The organism is Peribacillus sp. V2I11 (assembly GCF_030817135.1).
Classification (GTDB): domain Bacteria; phylum Bacillota; class Bacilli; order Bacillales; family DSM-1321; genus Peribacillus; species Peribacillus simplex.
This window is the reverse complement of record NZ_JAUSYW010000001.1, coordinates 4,754,970-4,773,059: the sequence shown is the minus strand read 5'-3', so window position 1 is coordinate 4,773,059 and position 18,090 is coordinate 4,754,970. Positions and strand designations below refer to the sequence as shown.

At 39.2% G+C, this 18,090-nt stretch carries 19 protein-coding genes; 7 read left to right on the top strand and 12 right to left on the bottom strand.

Annotation, left to right across the window (positions count from 1 at the left end; translation table 11 throughout):
• Positions 1-8: 8 nt before the first annotated feature.
• Positions 9-143, top strand: coding sequence for a YuzL family protein (locus QFZ73_RS23375; protein WP_095392115.1), 135 nt, complete (start codon positions 9-11; stop codon positions 141-143).
• A gap of 112 nt (positions 144-255) precedes the next feature.
• On the opposite strand, the gene QFZ73_RS23370 is transcribed toward QFZ73_RS23375, so the two are convergent.
• Positions 256-417: a hypothetical protein gene (locus QFZ73_RS23370; protein WP_307271263.1), complete on the bottom strand. Its 162-nt coding sequence runs from the start codon at positions 415-417 to the stop codon at positions 256-258.
• Between the two features lie 88 nt (positions 418-505).
• On the opposite strand from QFZ73_RS23370, the gene QFZ73_RS23365 reads away from it, so the two are divergent.
• Entirely contained in the window at positions 506-706 is a 201-nt protein-coding gene (locus tag QFZ73_RS23365) for a hypothetical protein (protein WP_373459029.1), read from the top strand.
• Positions 707-736: 30 nt separating this feature from the next.
• Here the strand turns inward: QFZ73_RS23365 and QFZ73_RS23360 are convergent, their stop codons facing one another.
• The 3 genes from QFZ73_RS23360 to QFZ73_RS23350 form a co-directional block, all read right to left on the bottom strand.
• Positions 737-1,675 (bottom strand): magnesium transporter CorA family protein, encoded by a 939-nt coding sequence (locus tag QFZ73_RS23360; RefSeq protein ID WP_307271256.1) that lies wholly within the window; start codon positions 1,673-1,675, stop codon positions 737-739.
• A gap of 321 nt (positions 1,676-1,996) precedes the next feature.
• Positions 1,997-2,266: a hypothetical protein gene (locus QFZ73_RS23355; RefSeq protein WP_307271253.1), complete on the bottom strand. Its 270-nt coding sequence runs from the start codon at positions 2,264-2,266 to the stop codon at positions 1,997-1,999.
• Between the two features lie 64 nt (positions 2,267-2,330).
• A complete protein-coding gene (locus QFZ73_RS23350) occupies positions 2,331-3,410 on the bottom strand; it encodes a nitric oxide synthase oxygenase (protein ID WP_307271250.1) in 1,080 nt (359 codons plus the stop codon).
• Between the two features lie 261 nt (positions 3,411-3,671).
• On the opposite strand from QFZ73_RS23350, the gene catR reads away from it, so the two are divergent.
• The gene (gene catR / locus QFZ73_RS23345) at positions 3,672-3,995 is read left to right on the top strand and encodes a catDE operon transcriptional regulator CatR (protein WP_048678030.1); all 324 of its coding nucleotides are present in this window, start codon (positions 3,672-3,674) and stop codon (positions 3,993-3,995) included.
• 138 nt (positions 3,996-4,133) lie between these two features.
• The gene (locus tag QFZ73_RS23340; RefSeq protein ID WP_307271246.1) at positions 4,134-5,051 is read left to right on the top strand and encodes an NAD(P)/FAD-dependent oxidoreductase; all 918 of its coding nucleotides are present in this window, start codon (positions 4,134-4,136) and stop codon (positions 5,049-5,051) included.
• A gap of 93 nt (positions 5,052-5,144) precedes the next feature.
• On the opposite strand, the gene QFZ73_RS23335 is transcribed toward QFZ73_RS23340, so the two are convergent.
• Complete coding sequence (locus QFZ73_RS23335) at positions 5,145-5,291, bottom strand: lmo0937 family membrane protein (RefSeq protein WP_251436829.1); 147 nt, start codon at positions 5,289-5,291, stop codon at positions 5,145-5,147.
• 265 nt (positions 5,292-5,556) lie between these two features.
• On the opposite strand from QFZ73_RS23335, the gene QFZ73_RS23330 reads away from it, so the two are divergent.
• The 3 genes from QFZ73_RS23330 (at position 5,557) to QFZ73_RS23320 (ending at position 9,689) form a co-directional block, all read left to right on the top strand.
• Positions 5,557-5,877 carry a YckD family protein gene (locus QFZ73_RS23330; protein WP_251436827.1) on the top strand — a complete coding sequence of 107 codons (321 nt, stop codon included), beginning with the start codon at positions 5,557-5,559 and terminating at the stop codon, positions 5,875-5,877.
• 170 nt (positions 5,878-6,047) lie between these two features.
• Positions 6,048-8,039 (top strand): S9 family peptidase, encoded by a 1,992-nt coding sequence (locus tag QFZ73_RS23325; RefSeq protein ID WP_307271241.1) that lies wholly within the window; start codon positions 6,048-6,050, stop codon positions 8,037-8,039.
• A gap of 291 nt (positions 8,040-8,330) precedes the next feature.
• Positions 8,331-9,689, top strand: coding sequence for an IS1182 family transposase (locus QFZ73_RS23320; protein ID WP_307271239.1), 1,359 nt, complete (start codon positions 8,331-8,333; stop codon positions 9,687-9,689).
• Positions 9,690-9,834: 145 nt separating this feature from the next.
• Here QFZ73_RS23320 and QFZ73_RS23315 read toward each other — a convergent pair whose 3' ends face one another.
• The 7 genes from QFZ73_RS23315 to QFZ73_RS23285 all read right to left on the bottom strand — a co-directional run bounded on the left by QFZ73_RS23315 (position 9,835) and on the right by QFZ73_RS23285 (position 17,812).
• On the bottom strand, positions 9,835-10,266 hold the full coding sequence (locus QFZ73_RS23315; RefSeq protein ID WP_251438306.1) for a CBS domain-containing protein: 432 nt from the start codon (positions 10,264-10,266) through the stop codon (positions 9,835-9,837).
• Positions 10,267-10,346: 80 nt separating this feature from the next.
• Complete coding sequence (locus tag QFZ73_RS23310) at positions 10,347-11,183, bottom strand: MBL fold metallo-hydrolase (protein WP_307271234.1); 837 nt, start codon at positions 11,181-11,183, stop codon at positions 10,347-10,349.
• Positions 11,184-11,275: 92 nt separating this feature from the next.
• Complete coding sequence (locus QFZ73_RS23305) at positions 11,276-12,256, bottom strand: ABC transporter permease (RefSeq protein ID WP_307271231.1); 981 nt, start codon at positions 12,254-12,256, stop codon at positions 11,276-11,278.
• On the bottom strand, positions 12,249-13,163 hold the full coding sequence (locus tag QFZ73_RS23300; RefSeq protein ID WP_307271228.1) for an ABC transporter ATP-binding protein: 915 nt from the start codon (positions 13,161-13,163) through the stop codon (positions 12,249-12,251). Before QFZ73_RS23300 ends, QFZ73_RS23305 begins: the two co-directional genes overlap by 8 nt.
• Positions 13,160-13,951, bottom strand: coding sequence for an SGNH/GDSL hydrolase family protein (locus QFZ73_RS23295; protein WP_307271226.1), 792 nt, complete (start codon positions 13,949-13,951; stop codon positions 13,160-13,162). The genes QFZ73_RS23300 and QFZ73_RS23295 overlap by 4 nt, the downstream gene beginning before the upstream one ends.
• A 462-nt stretch (positions 13,952-14,413) precedes the next feature.
• Positions 14,414-15,610 (bottom strand): MFS transporter, encoded by a 1,197-nt coding sequence (locus tag QFZ73_RS23290; RefSeq protein ID WP_307271223.1) that lies wholly within the window; start codon positions 15,608-15,610, stop codon positions 14,414-14,416.
• A 69-nt stretch (positions 15,611-15,679) separates the two neighbouring features.
• Positions 15,680-17,812 (bottom strand): PAS domain S-box protein, encoded by a 2,133-nt coding sequence (locus tag QFZ73_RS23285; RefSeq protein ID WP_307271220.1) that lies wholly within the window; start codon positions 17,810-17,812, stop codon positions 15,680-15,682.
• Between the last annotated feature and the right edge of the window lie 278 nt (positions 17,813-18,090).

Here is an 18,090-nt window from a genome sequence, read left to right as displayed (position 1 = left end):
TGATAAACATGAATGGAAAAAACAAGAAAGATGCTTCACAAACTCGTTTAGGTTCTTCCCAGGTAGAGGGGCAAGGTACCACTACGAAAGAAACTGGGTCCTTCACTCAACCCTCTTCTCTTAAAAAGCAAAAGCGTACATGATAAAAGAGAATCTAAACCACCATGGAATACGCAAAAAAACGCTTGGTTTAATCGCCAAGCGTTTTCATCTGCATGATTCCGTGCGTTTTACTTTGACGATCAGGGACTTCTCTTATATATTTTGCTTTCTGATTTCCCTTTGGATCTTTAGATCATTCAATTGATCTCCATCAATTGTTTTTGAATCCATTTTTGCTTTTTCGGCTCCATCTGGGTTTAAATCACTTGCCCTTAAATTATTATTGGGAGCTGCTTGCTCGTTCCATTTGGTCATCATGATCTCCTCCTAGTCCTTTATACTTCCCAAACCTAATAATATTCATGAATACACCCCATCATTTATTGCAAAGATACTAATGGAGGTGGTTTTATTGGAACCAAACAGACCCGGTAATAAGAATGTACCGGATTTTAAAGAGTTGAACGACCGTATCATCAGAGAAGCATCGCAGAGTCCCCGTTTAGTGATTAAAACAAATTTGGATGCAAAGAACGTAAAGGATGAGAACCCTTATAACGATCGGATTAACAGTGAAGGATTTGCTGATTTTTTTGAGGAATAAAACAAAACCGGCTTAATAAGCCGGTTGATCTTAAAAATATTTTTTCTTCCAAAAAATGAATGCCGTCGTGCCCGCCAATGTGATGGCAATTAATAATGTAAATATGAAAGCAAACCGATTATGTTCAAATGGCAGTTCCACATTCATTCCGTAAAAACTTGCCACCATCGTCGGCAGCGTTAAAATAATGGTCACTGAGGTTAGAAACTTCATGGCATTATTAACATTATTGGAAATGATCGAAGCGAATGCATCCATCATTCCGCTAAGAATGGATAGATACACTTCTGCCATTTCGATTGCCTGAGCATTTTCGATGATTACATCCTCAAGTAATTCTTTATCTTCTTCATACATTTTCAAATAATTAAAACGGAGGATCTTATCAAGCACTACACGATTGGATTTCAATGATGTCGTAAAATAAACCAGGCTTTTTTCCAAAGCAAGGAAAGTGTATAATTCTTTATTTTTCATGGACTGATGCAATTCACGTTCGGCTTCATTAGTCATTTTGTTAATCTGTTTCAGGTAACGTAAATAATAGGATGAAATCTCAAATAATAATTGTAAGGCAAACCTTGTTTTCTTATTGGTGAAAAATCCTTTGATCTTATTGTTTTTGAAATTCGCCAATATCGGTGTTTCTTTCAAAGATACCGTAATGAAACAGTCTTTGGTAAAGATCATACCTATTGGAATCGTTTCAAAGATCGGTAAGTTGGCTTCGTCCCTGGTCAAATATGGGAAGTCGACAATAATTAAAACATTATCATCCTCTTTTTCGATTCGGGGCCTTTCCTCATCATCCAGCGGATCTTTCATGAAATTGATCGGTAACTTCAAAGCCGTGCATATATAATCTATTTCAGCTTCAGTGGGCGCGACAATGTTCACCCAGGAACCTTTTGTCATTTCCTCGATATTGTTTAGGTGACGGTTTTCATCCGTCTTATATATTTCAATCATTTCTTGACCTCCTCTTCTATAGAGAAAGCCTTATTTACCTTCTTCGAGCAGATACTCAGGGAGAATAACAGTCTCGACTTCTAGCATCATATTGGCTTCCTCTTGCTTTCTGGGTTCAGGATCATAAGAACTGCTGCTCACTCGTATCCACTTCCTTTCGATTCTTTAATCTTAATCCTTATTCATTTAAAGCACAATAAAGAATTTAATACCTTTAATCCCTGTCTTGAATTCGCAATTATCTGATATTTCACGATTGAAAAAGATAATAAAAACTACCACAAAAAAAGCTTGGGTATCCCCCAAGCGAGTCTGATTACTTTATCCATGCTTAACATTATTATAATAGTGAACACCATACATGGCACCTTCATCTACCATTTTATTGTCGTCATGATCATATGGATCAGGGTGACCTGCCTTTTCAATTACAGGATCCAGATCTGAAGCCGTCCTATTCCAAAAGCCTACTGTTTTTGCTTTTGCATTGGACCATATGTCCTTCACTTTTCCTCTGTTCGTTTTATTCGATAAAAATGAGACTCCGGCAACTCCGACTCCTAGTAATACCACGTTTCTTCCTAATGCCATCATTACCTTCCCCCTTATTTATTGGCTTGCTATATATATACCCTACGCCAGTTAATATAAACTTTTATTTATATGGAGGAATTTGATAAAAGAAATTAGGTTTCATTATTTCATTGTTATATGGCTTATGAAAAACGTGTGTTGTGGCTGGAGACACCGGTGGAATTAACCAGGTCCAATCCCCCGTTACTTTCCGGTCACAAGAGAGTTCTTTTTCTTCGAATTTCTTGAATTGTTTAGCTGCTGTATGGTGATCAACAATGCTGACTCCGTGTTTTTTATAGGAATGAAGGACTGCTTCATTCAGTTCGATAAGGGCTCTATCTTTCCATAAACTCGAATCACGCTTAATATCCAAGCCCATCCTCTCCCCAATTGCCGGTAACATATTGTAGCGTTCTTCATCAGCAAGGTTCCTGGCACCGATTTCCGTTCCCATGTACCACCCATTAAATGGTGCAGCTGAATAAGTGATACCGCCAATTTCCAGCCTCATACCAGATATGATTGGAACTGCATACCATTTGATTTGAAGATCTTTGAACCATGTAAGTTCAGGGTGGGTGATTTGAACTTCTTTAACGAGGCATTCAGGTATTTCATGAAAACTAGGGGGTTTTCCGTCCAATTGGACTACAAGGGGTAAAATATCGAAAGGTCCGAATTTCCCTTCCCATCCTAATGCCATACATTGCTTGGTGAATTCTATTGAACTTGAATCGCCGATTACTCCATGTTCCGTCTCATATCCTGCATACCGAATAAGCTGATGATTCCAAATATCCACTTTTCGATCATGATCTTTCTGTTTGAAAATTGTAATCACAGGTCTGATGCTCCCATTATTCGTAGCATATTCGATATGATCAAAGAGAGCCGATACAATTTCTTCTTCGCTTTGAATCATCCTTTTATCAATCACCCTCAGCGACTCCCAAAAAAAGCGCCCAATGCAACGATTGCTATTACGCCATGCTAATTTGGCACCATAAACCAATTCTTCATATGTATGTTCATATATGCCTGTTTCATTTATTTCCTTTTTAATTTGTTCGATCCTGTCATTTATGTCCTCTTCAGTTTTCAGTAATTCCGGGTAACTTGTCCTGATAAAGGATACGGCCTCTTGCAGTAAATCACTCATCTTTCCCACGGATCCTTCCATTTCAAAACTTTAACTTCAATATTAAAATAACATATTTTTTATGGTATCTCTAAAGAACACAATTTTTTAAAGCGCATTTTTCAAAAAATGTGGCAATTCCGAGGCGAATATTTTTCAGGATACTTAAAGTAAGCTCATAAATTTCTTATACTATAACATCTCTAGTAACTAAATAATTATCGGTAAAGTTGTTACATATGAGGTAAATGCATTATAATATATTAATAATGAGGTGATATGATGAATAATACGACACTTTGTCCACGATTTGAAAAAGGAATGCAAATCTTGAGTAAACGCTGGACTGGATTGATTGTCAACCAATTACTTAATGGCCCTCAACGGTTTTGTAATATTGAATCTGCATTCCCGATAAGCGGCAGGATTCTTTCTGAACGTTTAAAGGACTTGGAAATTGAAGGTATTGTTAAAAGGGACGTATATCCAGAGACACCGGTCAGGATTGAATATTCTTTAACTGAAAAAGGCAAGGCTCTTGCACCGGTAATGAACGAAATCCAAAATTGGGCACAAGAATGGCTCGAACCAATACAGAATCAATGAAATAATCATTAAAGAAAGGGAGGAATGTCTGCCAGATGCGGACTTCCTCCTTTTTTGTTTAAGCGCCAGCGACTAGTGGTATATTTTTTACAGATAGATTAACACTAGGTTTATTCGAAATTTATGGGCGGTGAATTCATGAAACAAGCAGATTGCATAATTATTGGTGGAGGTATAGCCGGTATTCAGGCAGCCATACAGCTCGGAAGATATAAACATGATATTATCGTCATTGATTCTGCTCAAGGCCGCTCTTCCATTGCCAAGGCTTACCATAACATTCTTGGATGGCCGGATGGGGTAAGCGGCAAACAATTAAGGACGCTTGGCAGACAGCACGCTGAAAAATTCGGTGTCGAATTCTTGGATGATACAGTGACATCTCTTGAAAAAAAGCAGGACAAGTTTTTTATCCAAACAAAAAATGACAGGGAATATCAAGCAAAAATGATTTTTCTTGGTACCGGCATTACCGATAACATTCCTCCAATCAAAAACATCTATCCAACCCTTGGGACATCCACATATATATGCCCTGACTGTGATGGTTATGAGATCATGGATAAGCAAACCGTTGTCCTTGGAGGCGGAAATGCGGGTGCAGGCATGGCGCTTACTCTATTATATTGGTCAAAAGATATCATTTACGTAAATCATTTGAAATCAAAAATTGATGATGTGTATAGGGAAAAATTAAAGGAAAATCAGATTCCCGTAATCGAAGAGGAAGTTTGTGAGGTTCATGTTGATGCCAAACAGCAGTTAATAGCCATACAATTAGTATCTGGTAAAATTATCGAAGCCGAAAAGGCATTCACGGCGTTTAAAGGGAACAAACTTAATAATGAGCTAGCCTTAAAATTAGGTGTGCAAGTCAATGAAAACAATCATGTCGTAATTCATCCCCGGACTAAAGAAACGAATATTAAAGGAGTCTGGGCAGGCGGCGACCTCGTTGCCCATTCCGAACAAGTCACTATTTCGATGGGGGATGGGACCCAAGCAGCGATTTGGATTCATAAGAGGCTCTTGGGACAACCACTACCATATGATTGACAGACTGTTTGAAAATTAAAAGGCGACCTGTTCACCAGGCCGCCTTTTACATTGGTATTTATAAACTTTTTCCACGTTAGCCTCGATTCATATCTATATTCGATTCCTTCCCTTAAAAACTTTAACCAAAATGAGAATGACCGCGATGATAAGCAAGATATGTATAAAGCCTGCTGCCACTTTAAAGACTAAACCAAGAACCCATAATAATATTATTAAACCAATAATTGTCCAAATCATGATTATCCCCTTTCTTCCCTTCTTTAAAAAGATTTTTATTAATAAGAAGTTACAACAAAATTTTCTGCTTACATTTAAATTACCCATATCTTTCTGTAACAAACCCTTACCAAATTTTCTTACATAAAACTGTAAATGCTGTAAATGATAATAAAGAAATAAGGAATCTTCCATATTAAAACATTCACCATAAGGAAGACACTTTCAGGTTTTAAAGGTTCCACAGTTCTTCATCAGAAAAAACAAAAGAAGGAGTCGTTCATTCATGAAAAAGTTTTTAGTCATCTGTTTGACAGCTTGTTCCCTATTCTTAGTCAACCTGAATCACCCGGCTGCACAGGAAAATAAGGCAAAAACGGAAAGTGTACAATTCACCGACGCTCAAAAATCAGAAATCGCTAAAATCCAAAAGCAAATACTCGCTGACAAAAAGATATTGATCGAAAAATATGTCGAGTATGGCGCGCTTTCGAAAGAAGAAGCCGATAAAATGGTTTCACATTTTGAAAAGCATTATAAAATGATGGAAGAACATAATTTCCAAATACCGCCGCACCGCCCACATACACGACACATGCATAAGTAATTGTAAGTTTTTTGCCTATATGTCCTGATAATCCGACCTGATGAAAAGGCCGGATTTTTTTCATTTCTTACATCCTTGATAAATAAACCTTACGCGTTTACCATTTACTAAAGGATTTATATTTCTCTTTAGCGAAATACATAACTATGAGAAATGAAAGGGTGAAAAGGATGAACAAAATAGGTATAACAGCAAGAGACTTATTTCACTTGAAATCAGTGACCGATCCAAAGCTATCACCGGATGGCAGCATGGCGGTTTATGTCCAAACCAGAATAGATGAAAAAACGGAAAAATACATTTCCAATCTGTTTATGTTCAGCCTGATTACGAATGAAACAAAGCAATGGACGTTTGGGGATAATCGTGATACATCACCAGCCTGGTCCCCCGACGGCAAGCATATTGCCTTTATATCAGACAGATCAGGTAAAAAACAAGTCCACATTATTGGTAGCATCGGTGGGGAAGCTCGCCAGTTGACCCATTTCGTTAACGGTGTAACAAAGCCTATTTGGTCTCCTTGTTCCACCAAGTTGCTGCTTTCCACCGGGTTAAAGGAAGGCGAAACCCTTAATACGGTTAAGGAAAATGATCTGTCCAAAGAAATTCATAGGTATGACCGAATTAAGTATAAATGGGATGGGAGAGGCTATTTTGATCAGTTATATCAGCAGCTGGTCATAGTGGAAATCTTCAAGGGGGAATCAACATTGCTAACGGAAAACAATGTTGATCATAATCCGAATGCATGGTCCCCAGACGGTCAGCATATTGCATTCATAAGCGGGGATGCAGAAAGAAGTGATGATGAACTTTTTTCCGATATTTTCATCATGGACCTTGAAACGAATTCTTTAGAAAAGATAACGGATGGTACAGGTTTCTTTAGAGATCCGAAATGGTCTCCAAATGGCGAATATCTATCTTACATTGGCCATAATAAAGAATTTGCCGGTGCCACCTTTTCAAATATCTGGTTATACTCCATATTCGACCAAACGACTCAGTGTTTGACCGATGGATGGGACGTCCAAATTGGAGATTCCGCAATTGGGGATTTCCAAATCGGAGCCGTCGACCCAGGTATTTTATGGACAAACGATAGCCAAGGTTTTTACTTTTTAATAAGTGATTACGGAAATACCGGAGTTTATTATGGCTCGATTGAGGGAGCCATGTATCCATCAATCCTTGATCCGCAGCATATATACGGCCTGACTATAGATCCCGAAAGTCATCGTGCCGTAGTGGCCATCAGCACTCCTATTCATCCCGGCGATCTCTTTTCTTATAACCTTACAAATGGCGATAAGAAACAAATCAGTTTTGTTAATGCGGATTTTTTGAAGGATAAACATTTGTCCATGGCTGAACCCATTACTTTTCCATCTGTTGATGGACTTACCATACACGGCTGGATCATGAGACCGACCGATTTTAATGGTAATCAAAAATATCCGCTCATTTTAGAAATCCACGGCGGTCCGCATATGATGTATGCCAATACCTATGTTCATGAATTCCAGACCTTGGCTAATGAAGGGTATACTGTATTGTTCACTAACCCGCGCGGGAGTGTAGGATATGGCCAAGACTTCGTAAATGCTTGCCGGGGCGATTATGGAGGCATGGATTATAAGGACTTAATGGCTGGAGTTGATCACGTTTTAGCTACGTATGATTTTATAGAGCATGAAGATTTAGGAGTATCCGGAGGAAGTTATGGAGGGTTCATGACAAATTGGATCATCGGACATACTGACCGCTTCAAGGCCGCTGTGACTCAGCGTTGCATTAGTAACTGGCTAAGTTTTTATGGGGTCAGCGACATTGGCTATTATTTTACAGAGTGGGAAGTAGGCGGTGATATCGTTAACTCTGCTGAAAAATTATGGCAGCACTCTCCATTAAAATATGTTTCCAGTGTGAATACCCCTTTACTTTTACTTCACGGTGAAAAGGATTTCCGTTGTCCCATTGAACAGAGCGAACAATTTTTTGTCGCTTTAAAACGTCAAAATAAAGAAGCGGTACTTGTTTCATTCCCAGATGAAACTCATGAAGTATCCCGAAGCGGATCTCCAAAAATGCGCCTGCAACATGTTGAGGAAATCAAAGGATGGTTCAATAAATATCTTCAAAAACAAAAACTCTGTTAGCAAAAGCTAACAGAGTTTCAGACTGTAGACAAACTCGATGAAAATCGAGTTTGTCTATTTTTATGGCTTGTACAATTTGGACGTTGATTTCCACTCCAGGCACTCGCTTTCCGCGGGCGGTCGGGGAGCCTCTTCGGCTTTCGCCTGCGGGGTCTCCCCTAGACGCGCTTTTCCCGCAGGAGTCTCGTACCTTCCGTTCCAATCAACTTTGTCTTACCTTTTAGATAGAACACTTTTGCCTGGAGTCATTTTTGTTTTAAAATAGAAGTATTAAAACTTGAGGTGATGAGGATGCTTTCTAAACATGATTCTATTCAGCGAGATCAACTTGAAATGATTACTTTAGATCAACTGGTGCCACCGAACCATTTGGTTCGTAAAATGGAGGCTGCCATTGACTTCACTTTCATTTATGACTTGTTGAAAGATATGTATTCAGAGGTAGGACGCCCAAGTATTGATCCAGTTATTTTAGTTAAACTGACTTTCATTCAATATACCTTCGGTATTCGTTCCATGCGTAAAACGATTGAAGAAGTTGAAACCAATATGGCTTACCGTTGGTTCTTAGGCTATGGTTTCCATGATAAAGTACCTCATTTCTCTACATTCGGGAAAAATTATGAGCGACGCTTTAAAGATACAGACCTGTTTGAACAGATTTTCTATCGCATTTTAATGACAGCTGCTAATAAAAAGTTAATAAGTGCTGAACACGTTTTCGTGGATTCCACACATGTGAAAGCCAGTGCGAATAAACGGAAATTTGAAAAGAAAATCGTTCGTAAAGAAACACAAGCGTATCAAGGACGTCTTCAAGAAGAAATCAATCAAGATCGTGAAAACCATGGAAAAAAGCCTTTTCCACCAGATAAATTTGATAAAGAAGAGACCAAAGAGATTAAAGAAAGTACAACGGATTCTGAGAGTGGCTACTATGTGAAAGATGAACGAACAAAACAGTTTGCCTATTCATTCCACGCGGCCGCAGACCGCAACGGTTTTGTATTGGGAACGATTGTAACACCTGGAAATACACATGACAGTCAGATCTTAGAGCCACTAGTTGAACAAGTGATTGAGAAAGTTGGAAAACCGGAAGCCGTTGCCGCAGATGCAGCTTATAAAACACCAGCAATTACAAGCTACCTATTTAACAAAGAAATCATACCGGCTTTACCTTATACACGTCCTCGCACCAAAGAAGGATTTTTCCGCAAACAGGACTATGTATACGATGAACATTTTGATTGTTACCTTTGCCCTTCGGGCGAAACTTTAAAGTACTCAACAACAAATAAAGAGGGCTATCGCGAGTACAAATCGCCAAAACAAATTTGTACAACATGCTCATTTTTATCTCGGTGTACAGAAAGCAAAGACTGTCAAAAAGTGGTGACACGGCATATCTGGCAAACACATGTGGAAGAAGCAGATCATCTGCGTCATCATCAAGATGTAAAACCTATATATGCAAAACGTAAAGAAACGATTGAGCGTGTATTCGCAGATGCAAAAGAAAAGCATGGTATGCGTTGGACTACTTTAAGGGGACTTAAAAAATTGTCGATGCAGGCGATGCTTACTTTCGCTGCCATTAATTTAAAGAAGATGGCCAATTGGACATGGCGAGGTCCAAAAATGGCCTAACATAGTGGGCTCGTAGAGCCCCAATCTCTTAACTTTAGGCGAAAATTCAAAGGGAATTTCAAAAGGGGTTCAGAATTTTTTAATTCTGAACCCCTTTTGTCTACAAACTGAAACTCTGTTAGCAAAAGCTAACAGAGTTTTTGTTTTAGTGTTGAATTTGGTCTCTGTCCTCGGAAATTGAACTTAAAGCATTTCCCGCCATTGAATTTGTCTGATGGTGTACAGCAAGATCACCTAATGCCACGACTCCTACCAGCTTGTCATTCTCAATGATAGGGAGCCTTCTGATTTGTTCGGTAGCCATTAACTCCTCAGCTTCTTCCACTGACATATCAGGTGTGCCTGTTACAAGATTTGTGGAAATGACATCGGTAATTCTAGTCGAATTCGGCTTTTTCTCGGCAACACAGCGAATGACGATATCCCTGTCTGTAATGACACCAATTAAATGGTTATTCTCCAATACAGGAATGACACCAACATCATCATTCTTCATTTTGACTGCTGCTTCATATATATTATCTTCCGCAGTGCAACAGTCCACATCTGTTGTCATGATATCTCTTAATTCAGTCACGAATATCCCTCCATTTTTCATAAGTTGCTTGTTTATTTTTGACTTCTGAAGAGAAATTATTCATAAAACACGTTCACGCTTCATTCCACATATTTCCCATGATCCGGTTTAGCTAATGAATCGAATTCCTCTGCAAGCTTTGATAAACCCATTTCCAGTTCTTTCCTAGCAACAGGATACCCGTGCCCCGTTATGGCAACAGCCGGCTTCAGACTTGCCAATGACTTTACCGATTCTTTGGCAGCCTCCCAATCGGTTGTCAAATACCGTGGTGGGCCTGCTATTTCTTTCTCCTGAGTGATAACCTTGTATAGGGAATCTTGCCTGACATTCACAAAAGCATCTCCAGCAATCAAACTTCCATCACTTTCGCGAAAAAGTGAAATATGTCCTTTTGAATGGCCAGGGGTGTGTACCCATTTCCAATCGTGTAGCCCGGGAACACTATGATCATCAGGCAATGGCTGGACTTTTTCATCAAGGTTGATTCCCTCATTCGGAAATATCCATGAAATTTTCGCGACCATCCCCCCTTCAACAGTAGGATCCGGTTCGGGATAATTTTCCTTTCCCGTTAAATAAGGCATTTCTTTAATGTGAGCATAAACAGGAGCCTTCCAATACTCCATTAACTCAATCAGTGCGCCAACATGATCGAAATGTCCATGTGTCAAAATAATGGCAGCAGGTGGATTTTGTGGTCCGTAGATTTCTTCAGCAGTTTTCTTTATTACCTCTGCTGAACGTGGCATCCCAGCATCTATCAATACCCATTTATCATCTTTGGGTGACCCAACAAAAATTATATTAACGATTTGGACGGACAGACAATATATATCCTCATTTATTATCTGTACTTTGCCACTGGAAACTGAAGTCATTGGCATGAATTTTTCATTCAAATGATTATCATCCATTTATAATCCTCCTACTTTTGAACATACTGTTTTTAAAAGGATACCCTGTACAAGAAAATAAAAAACAACCTATAATTTATATAGGCTGTTTCTCAGTATACATCCCTCCGGGTAAACACTGTAAAAGATACAATTAAAGCAAGAGCCCACCAAACGAGCAAGGTAATGACAGAGGATAATAAAGTCATCCCTTCAATCGGTGGAGCCGTCCCGCTAATATAAGCGGTCAATTTCAAATTCACCATAAAGAAATATTTCGCTGATTCCCATGATGACACCATATTGTTCAATATAGCCCCGGAAATCAATGCAGCCAGCATGATGCCCATTCCTGCAGTGGTGCTTCTCACTAAAACCGAAAGCATGAAAGAAAGGGTCCCTACAACAACCGCCACCAGCCAGACAAGTCCCAAATCCATCAATAGGAATTTCCATTGTTCAACTAACCTTACTTGACTGACATCCACATCAGCCCCCTTCAATTCGAATCCGGTTATTACGGGGGCCCCCCATCCTTGATATCCGAAAACAATTCCTGATAAAAGGTAAGACAAAAAGGCAGTCATCGCCACGATAATCGAAACCGATAATAATAATGTCACATATTTGCTCAATAAGATTTTCCAGCGCTCCACTGGTCTTGTCAGCAGAAGCTTGATCGTGCCTTGACCATTTTCGGAAGAAACCATATCACTAGCCACAATCATGATCAACAACGGAATGAACAAATCAATTGCATTTTCCAAAAACATGCGTGTAAAAGTGGCTGCGCCTGGTTCTGAGGGGTTGATATCATGATCAAGATAATATTGCTGCTGCTTCAAACTTACTTGCAGCTGTTCACGCCACTCATCCAGCATCCTATTCGAGCCCAATCGATTTTGAGTATCAATGATTTGCTGCTGAAGCGCTGCACGCCAATCATCAGTTCCCAACTTCTCCCGCTGCTCTTCCACTTGTTTGTATTGGGCATATGTAAACATCAGCACTAAAATTCCAACGATGATACCGATTATGATTAGCCGTTTCTTTGCCAACAACTTCATCATTTCATTTTGAACCAAATTATTCAATGCCTGCACCTCCGACACCGGTAACTTGCAAAAATAACTCTTCCAATCCCGGGAGCTTTCGATTCATTTCATGCACCCTCACCCCTGCTTGGTTAAGTGCAGCATTCCATTCGGGTGTTTTGAGTTCATCATAAGCTGTAATGATATATTTTTGATCTAGGGTTATATCGGTGAAGCTGCTAAGAATTTCCACACCCTTTTGAATAGGTTCCACCCGCCAAATTATTCGCTCCTGCGTGGATAATAGGCTTTCCACTGTATCCGTCTTGATAATTTCCCCACCTTTAATAATTGCGACCCGGTCACAAAGTTGCTGTATTTCACCTAATAAGTGTGAAGAAACCAGAACACTCATACCTTCTTCTTCAGCCAACTTTCTGATGAATTGTCGCATTTCACGGATTCCGGCAGGATCCAGACCGTTAGTCGGTTCATCCAAAATTAACAACTTAGGGCTGTTCAGCATTGCCTGTGCGATTCCTAAACGCTGCCTCATACCTAACGAATAGGTCTTCACTTTATCGTGAATTCTCGCTTGCAGACCGACGAGTTCAACAACCTCGATCATTCTTGTTTCATCAACTTCAGGTAACATTCTTGCAAAGTGGAGCAAATTATCCCACCCGCTCAAAAATGGATATAACTCTGGGTTTTCAACGATGCATCCCATTTGCTTCATAGCCTTCGTAAATTCCTCACGAACATCATACCCGCAAATATGGATGGAACCCGAGGTTGGCTTAATCAAACCGACCAGCATGCGGATCGTCGTCGTCTTACCTGCTCCATTCGGTCCTAAAAAGCCGAAAACCTCACCTTCATTCAGCTCAAAATCTATTCCCTTTATAACTTCCCTTTTGCCAATCTTTTTTTTCAAGTCCCTGACAGACAATGTCACCTGTTTCATCGTTCCACATCCTCCCATTTTATTAGAGGAGCAACTCTATCAGCAATTAAACGATACCCCTTTTTATTAGGGTGAAATTTATCCGAATACAAATACTCATTTACCGACAATTGGAATAAATCAAATGTTGGAACGAAAATTGCATTTTCATAAAGAGCAACGACTTCTGCCGTTTCATTATTCCAGTCCCGTACGATGCGATTCGTATCAAAGTCTTCATCCAAATCTATAAATGGATTATATAGGCCAAGCAACAAAATGGTAGCTGTATCATTGACTTTATTGATATCTTTAAAAATTTCATGTAAATTTCCCAAGAAATTCTTTTGTGATACAGATGTAGCTTCACGATCATATTCAAGCAGGGTCTGCCCCTTTTGAAATAAATCGTTACCCCCGATTGTAACTAAAATAACATCAGCTGCCTGAATTTGGCGCTTCACTTCCGGTTGTTTCACTTGCTGCATCAATTCTTTAGACACTTGTCCATTAATTCCGAGGTTATGAATGATTGGTTTTCTATTATATTCACTCTTCAAATCTTCAACAACAAGTCCAACGTAGCCTTTGCCTGTTTCATCACCTGTGCCACGTGTCAATGAATCGCCTATCGCCACTACCGTAAAATCATCAGGAAGATCATTTTTAATGGTGGTTTCTTCAATTGCTTCCGTATCGGAAGTTCCTTTTCCATAATGGTCAATAATCGCCCATCCAAGGCAAAATAAAAAAAACAGTCCGATAAGAGCTGATACGATGGTAGCAGCCAACACTTTTGGTTTGCTCAAAAACACTCATCCTTCCATTCATTCTCTATCTTCCATTAAATCATATTTTTTCCAAAAACAAAAAACCGATTGGTTTGGTTAAAAATCCCAACTACCCTCGATCCTAATCGTGAACAGCATTTCTTTTTAAACTGCGCTCTTCCCCTTTTTTGAATTACTGTTTAATCGATTCCTGACCCGCCACGGAATTCCCTTTGATTTTGTATGCACTTTTGACCAATGGGTTGCAAGCAAAGGCCCGGAAATATTATGCCAAACACTGAAAATGACGCTCGGGACGGCCGCAATTATAACATTGACTTCTGGTAAGTAACCTGTCATTTAAGCATGTTTAATCAATTTATCATTAACGGAGCCTTTCCCACAATCCTGTACAGTACCAGTAAAAAAGACCTTTTCACCATGGAAAGTGAAGAGGTCTCTCGCTTTGAATGAGAAAAATTTCCCAAAAGATATTTCCCGTCATTTTTCTAATATTCCTATGGGTTTTCCCATTACTTTTAATTTTTTATCTAACCTCATGAGCCATATTGTAAGCAGCATCCCAATCAGCGTGAGTAAACCATAAAATAAATAGACCGCATATATACCTGATTTATCCAAGATAATCCCGCCGCTGAAGGTACTGAACCAGTTCCCCAATCCATTGCCAATGGCTGAATAAAGCGTTATTGCTGTTACTGTTATACGTGCAGGGACAACTTCCCTGATATATTGCAAAGCGGCAGGAATGAATAAGCCAAGTGAAAATCCTTGAATGATCGAAGTCACATATACGGTAGCCAAACTTGGTTCGGTGAAGTACAAGACCCAGCGGACCAATGAAGCCGTTCCAGCCAAAAGGGTAATTGGCAGCAGGCCTATCTTATGAATCCAGGTACCTGCCATTCTCATAAAGGGGATTTCCGATAATACAGCTAATAGGAACGCAATGCCAATTCCTGTATATGTTCCGCCTCTTGCCTCGACAAACAAACCATAGTATACATTATTTGCAAGATTAGGACCAAAAAGCAAGAACGTTATAGCAAGAAAGACAAGAAAACGTTTCATGGTGATCACTTCTTTCATTCCACCGAAAAGTTTCACCTTTTCCCCAGGTGTCTCTTCGGGCAAACGAAGAGCCAGGCTAGCCGCGATAAACAGGCCAAAGAAAAAGGCATAAAATATAACGGAAGGACCCATGAAGGATTCAGATAACTTTCCCATTACAAAAACGGCCACACCGTAACCAAGAGATCCGAATAAACGGATTTTCCCATAATTCGATTTGATTTTTGTTGTATATTGAAGGGTGATGCTATCTGAAACTGGTATTATCGCACTTTGAAAGATAGCCAAAGCGATTGCGACGGATACTATAAGTAAATATTGCTCGAACAGCAAGTAGCCTAAACCAAATACACCAGCAAGCAACGATGTCATTGCAAGTATTTTGGCTGGTCTCCCGCTCCAATCACAGACAATTCCCCAAAAAGGTTGAAAAACGATCATCACTATCGGTCCAACAGACATGATCGTACCTATTTCAATACCGGACAAACCTGCCTCATTGGCCAAATAAACGCTTAATAGCGGTGTTAAACTTCCCACTGCAAAAAAAGAAAAAAGGTAATATACCTTCAAGCTAATTATATTGACTTGCTTTTGTTTTTCCAAATCCAGTTCCCCCACGCAGACATCTTCTACAAAGTTGTTGATTTTTTTCATTGATTCCTATTAGGCATTTTAAATAGGGAGCACGATATTAAAGATTGTACCTTTATTCACCTCACTCTCGACAAAGACATTTCCCAAATGGCTTTCTATAATTTTAAAGCTGATCATGAGACCTAACCCATTACCAGATTTTTTCGTTGTGAAAAATGGTTCTCCCAGCCTCTTAAGCTGTTCTGGCGGCATCCCAATTCCTGTGTCGGTAATGGATATATGCACTTTATCCTTTTTAAGTTCAGTGATGATTTTTATGAACCCACCATCAGGCATAGCTTCCATACCATTTTTTATGAAGTTCAATATGACTTGTTTTAATCGATTCTCATCACAACGAACGAGGATCTCTTCGCCATTACAATCCGAAATCAGCGTTATGTTCTTCTTCCTGGCTTCAAACTCCGTCAAAGATACAACGTTTTGAATGATCGGCACAAGATTCTTCGTTTCCAATATCAAGGCCTGTGGTTTGGCCAATTGTAAGAACTCTTCAACTATCTCATTCACACGATTGATTTCATCCATGATTATTTCCAGATATTCTTGTTTATTTTCGTCCGTTTCATCCAATTGCAAAAATTCTGTATACCCTTTCATGGAGGTCAGCGGATTCCGTATTTCATGTGCCACCCCAGCAGCAAGCTGGCCGACTGCGGCTAATTTATCCTGCCGATGGAGCATCTCTTCCGATTGTTTACGCTCAGTTATGTCATATCTAAGTGCCAAAAACTGAAATGGCTTTCCTTCTTCGCTGAAAAATGGAACAATTGTTGTATCGACCCAATAAAAACTACCGTCTTTCGCCTTGTTTCTAATTTCACCTTTCCAAACTTTCCGTTCATGGACGGTCTTCCACATTTGTTCAAAGAATTCCTTTGAGTGGTATCCAGAATTAACCACCTTATGGGTATGGCCTATCAATTCACCTCTTCCATAACCGGAAACCTCCGAGAACTTTTCATTCACTTCGATTATGACTCCTTTATCATCGGTAATCGCCACAATCAAGGATTGGTTGATTGCATAATGCATATCTTCCAGTTCCTTGATTGATCCCTTTAAAGCATTTTCTGCTTGTTTACGACTGGAAATATCCGAACGGATGGAAATATATTGATATGGTTTACCCTTTTTCATAAAAGGAACGATAGTTGTATCCACCCAATAAACATTACCATCTTTAGCTCGATTGCATATTTCACCATTCCATGTTTTCCCTTGGCCGATCGTTAGCCATAAGTCAGTGAAAAATTCTTTTGGATGATAGCCAGAATTGATGATTGAATGATTTCTCCCTATTAGTTCATGTTTTTCATATTGTGATATTTCCAGGAATTTTTCGTTAACGTATGTAATGATTCCTTTTGCATCCGTGATGGCGACGATCGCGGATTGATCTAAAGCATAACGGATATCGCTCACAGTATTATCACTTTTTGCCAACCGCCGGCCTACGATCGTACTTGAAGCTATCAAGCTGGCAAGGATGAATAATGAAACAAAGCATGTAAGATAAAGCATAAATGGAGTGAGTGGAACAAATTCACCCGTTTCATTTTTCGCGTTCATCGGTAATACTCTCAAAAAAAGATAATAGCCTTCAATGATTGCCCCACTCATCATGAGTGTACTTACTGGTTTTAGCGAAGATTGACTTAATTTATTAAAATAAAATAATATTGCAAGCGCTGCTACGAATAAAATAAAGATACTGAAAAGCGTACTAACGACTGACAATGGGCTATAGTGCAAAGAGTGGTTTATTGAAGATGTTCCCATTATATAATTAGATAATATGGCCATCGTAAACATAAAGCCGCAAAAAACGATTTGCAGCACTTGTGTTTTATACGATATGGCTAATAACCCAACCCCAGCGAGAGCAATAGCCAATGCTAACGAAAAAATTATTGTAGAAAAATTGTATGCTGCCATTCCTGAATTATCGAGGGTGAATATGATCATAAAATTAAGCGTCCAAATAGCCACTCCCATAGAGCAGCTGCTCCCTATATACACCAGACGTTTATATTTCTCTATCGTCAATAATGTTGTCAGTAAATCCAACGCCGTATAACACGCCATTATTATCAAAAGTCCTGCAATCATGAAGAGGACAGGATTTGATGCCACAATTGAATGTTCCATTTTTTACTCTATCACCTCAACCGTTCTATTCTCCTATATTGTAATGGAAATTCATAGTACCTCAAAGGTTTTTTATTTCCTTACTCCTATATATTTACACACTTATTCTTTTGGTGCACCCCTATCTCAGGAAAATGCAGATTTCTTTCATAAAATCAATAAAATGAGAAATACTATTGTTTTGTATGGAGTAGAATAGGAATACATGTAATGACAAGCTTTCACAAAACCGTGCTTCATCATTGCGGGACATTATCAATAACAAAAATAATTATTCA

Excerpts from the sequence above, each read along its gene's own strand:
- QFZ73_RS23300 (WP_307271228.1), bottom strand. The coding sequence starts at position 13,163 with ATGAAACAGGTGACATTGTCTGTCAGGGACTTGAAAAAAAAGATTGGC.
- QFZ73_RS23340 (WP_307271246.1), top strand. The coding sequence starts at position 4,134 with ATGAAACAAGCAGATTGCATAATTATTGGTGGAGGTATAGCCGGTATT.
- QFZ73_RS23320 (WP_307271239.1), top strand. The coding sequence starts at position 8,331 with ATGCTTTCTAAACATGATTCTATTCAGCGAGATCAACTTGAAATGATT.
- QFZ73_RS23370 (WP_307271263.1), bottom strand. The coding sequence starts at position 417 with ATGACCAAATGGAACGAGCAAGCAGCTCCCAATAATAATTTAAGGGCA.
- QFZ73_RS23355 (WP_307271253.1), bottom strand. The coding sequence starts at position 2,266 with ATGGCATTAGGAAGAAACGTGGTATTACTAGGAGTCGGAGTTGCCGGA.
- QFZ73_RS23285 (WP_307271220.1), bottom strand. The coding sequence starts at position 17,812 with ATGGAACATTCAATTGTGGCATCAAATCCTGTCCTCTTCATGATTGCA.
- QFZ73_RS23310 (WP_307271234.1), bottom strand. The coding sequence starts at position 11,183 with ATGGATGATAATCATTTGAATGAAAAATTCATGCCAATGACTTCAGTT.
- QFZ73_RS23375 (WP_095392115.1), top strand. The coding sequence starts at position 9 with ATGAATGGAAAAAACAAGAAAGATGCTTCACAAACTCGTTTAGGTTCT.
- QFZ73_RS23360 (WP_307271256.1), bottom strand. The coding sequence starts at position 1,675 with ATGATTGAAATATATAAGACGGATGAAAACCGTCACCTAAACAATATC.
- QFZ73_RS23335 (WP_251436829.1), bottom strand. The coding sequence starts at position 5,291 with ATGATTTGGACAATTATTGGTTTAATAATATTATTATGGGTTCTTGGT.
- catR (WP_048678030.1), top strand. The coding sequence starts at position 3,672 with ATGAATAATACGACACTTTGTCCACGATTTGAAAAAGGAATGCAAATC.
- QFZ73_RS23325 (WP_307271241.1), top strand. The coding sequence starts at position 6,048 with ATGAACAAAATAGGTATAACAGCAAGAGACTTATTTCACTTGAAATCA.
- QFZ73_RS23350 (WP_307271250.1), bottom strand. The coding sequence starts at position 3,410 with ATGAGTGATTTACTGCAAGAGGCCGTATCCTTTATCAGGACAAGTTAC.
- QFZ73_RS23330 (WP_251436827.1), top strand. The coding sequence starts at position 5,557 with ATGAAAAAGTTTTTAGTCATCTGTTTGACAGCTTGTTCCCTATTCTTA.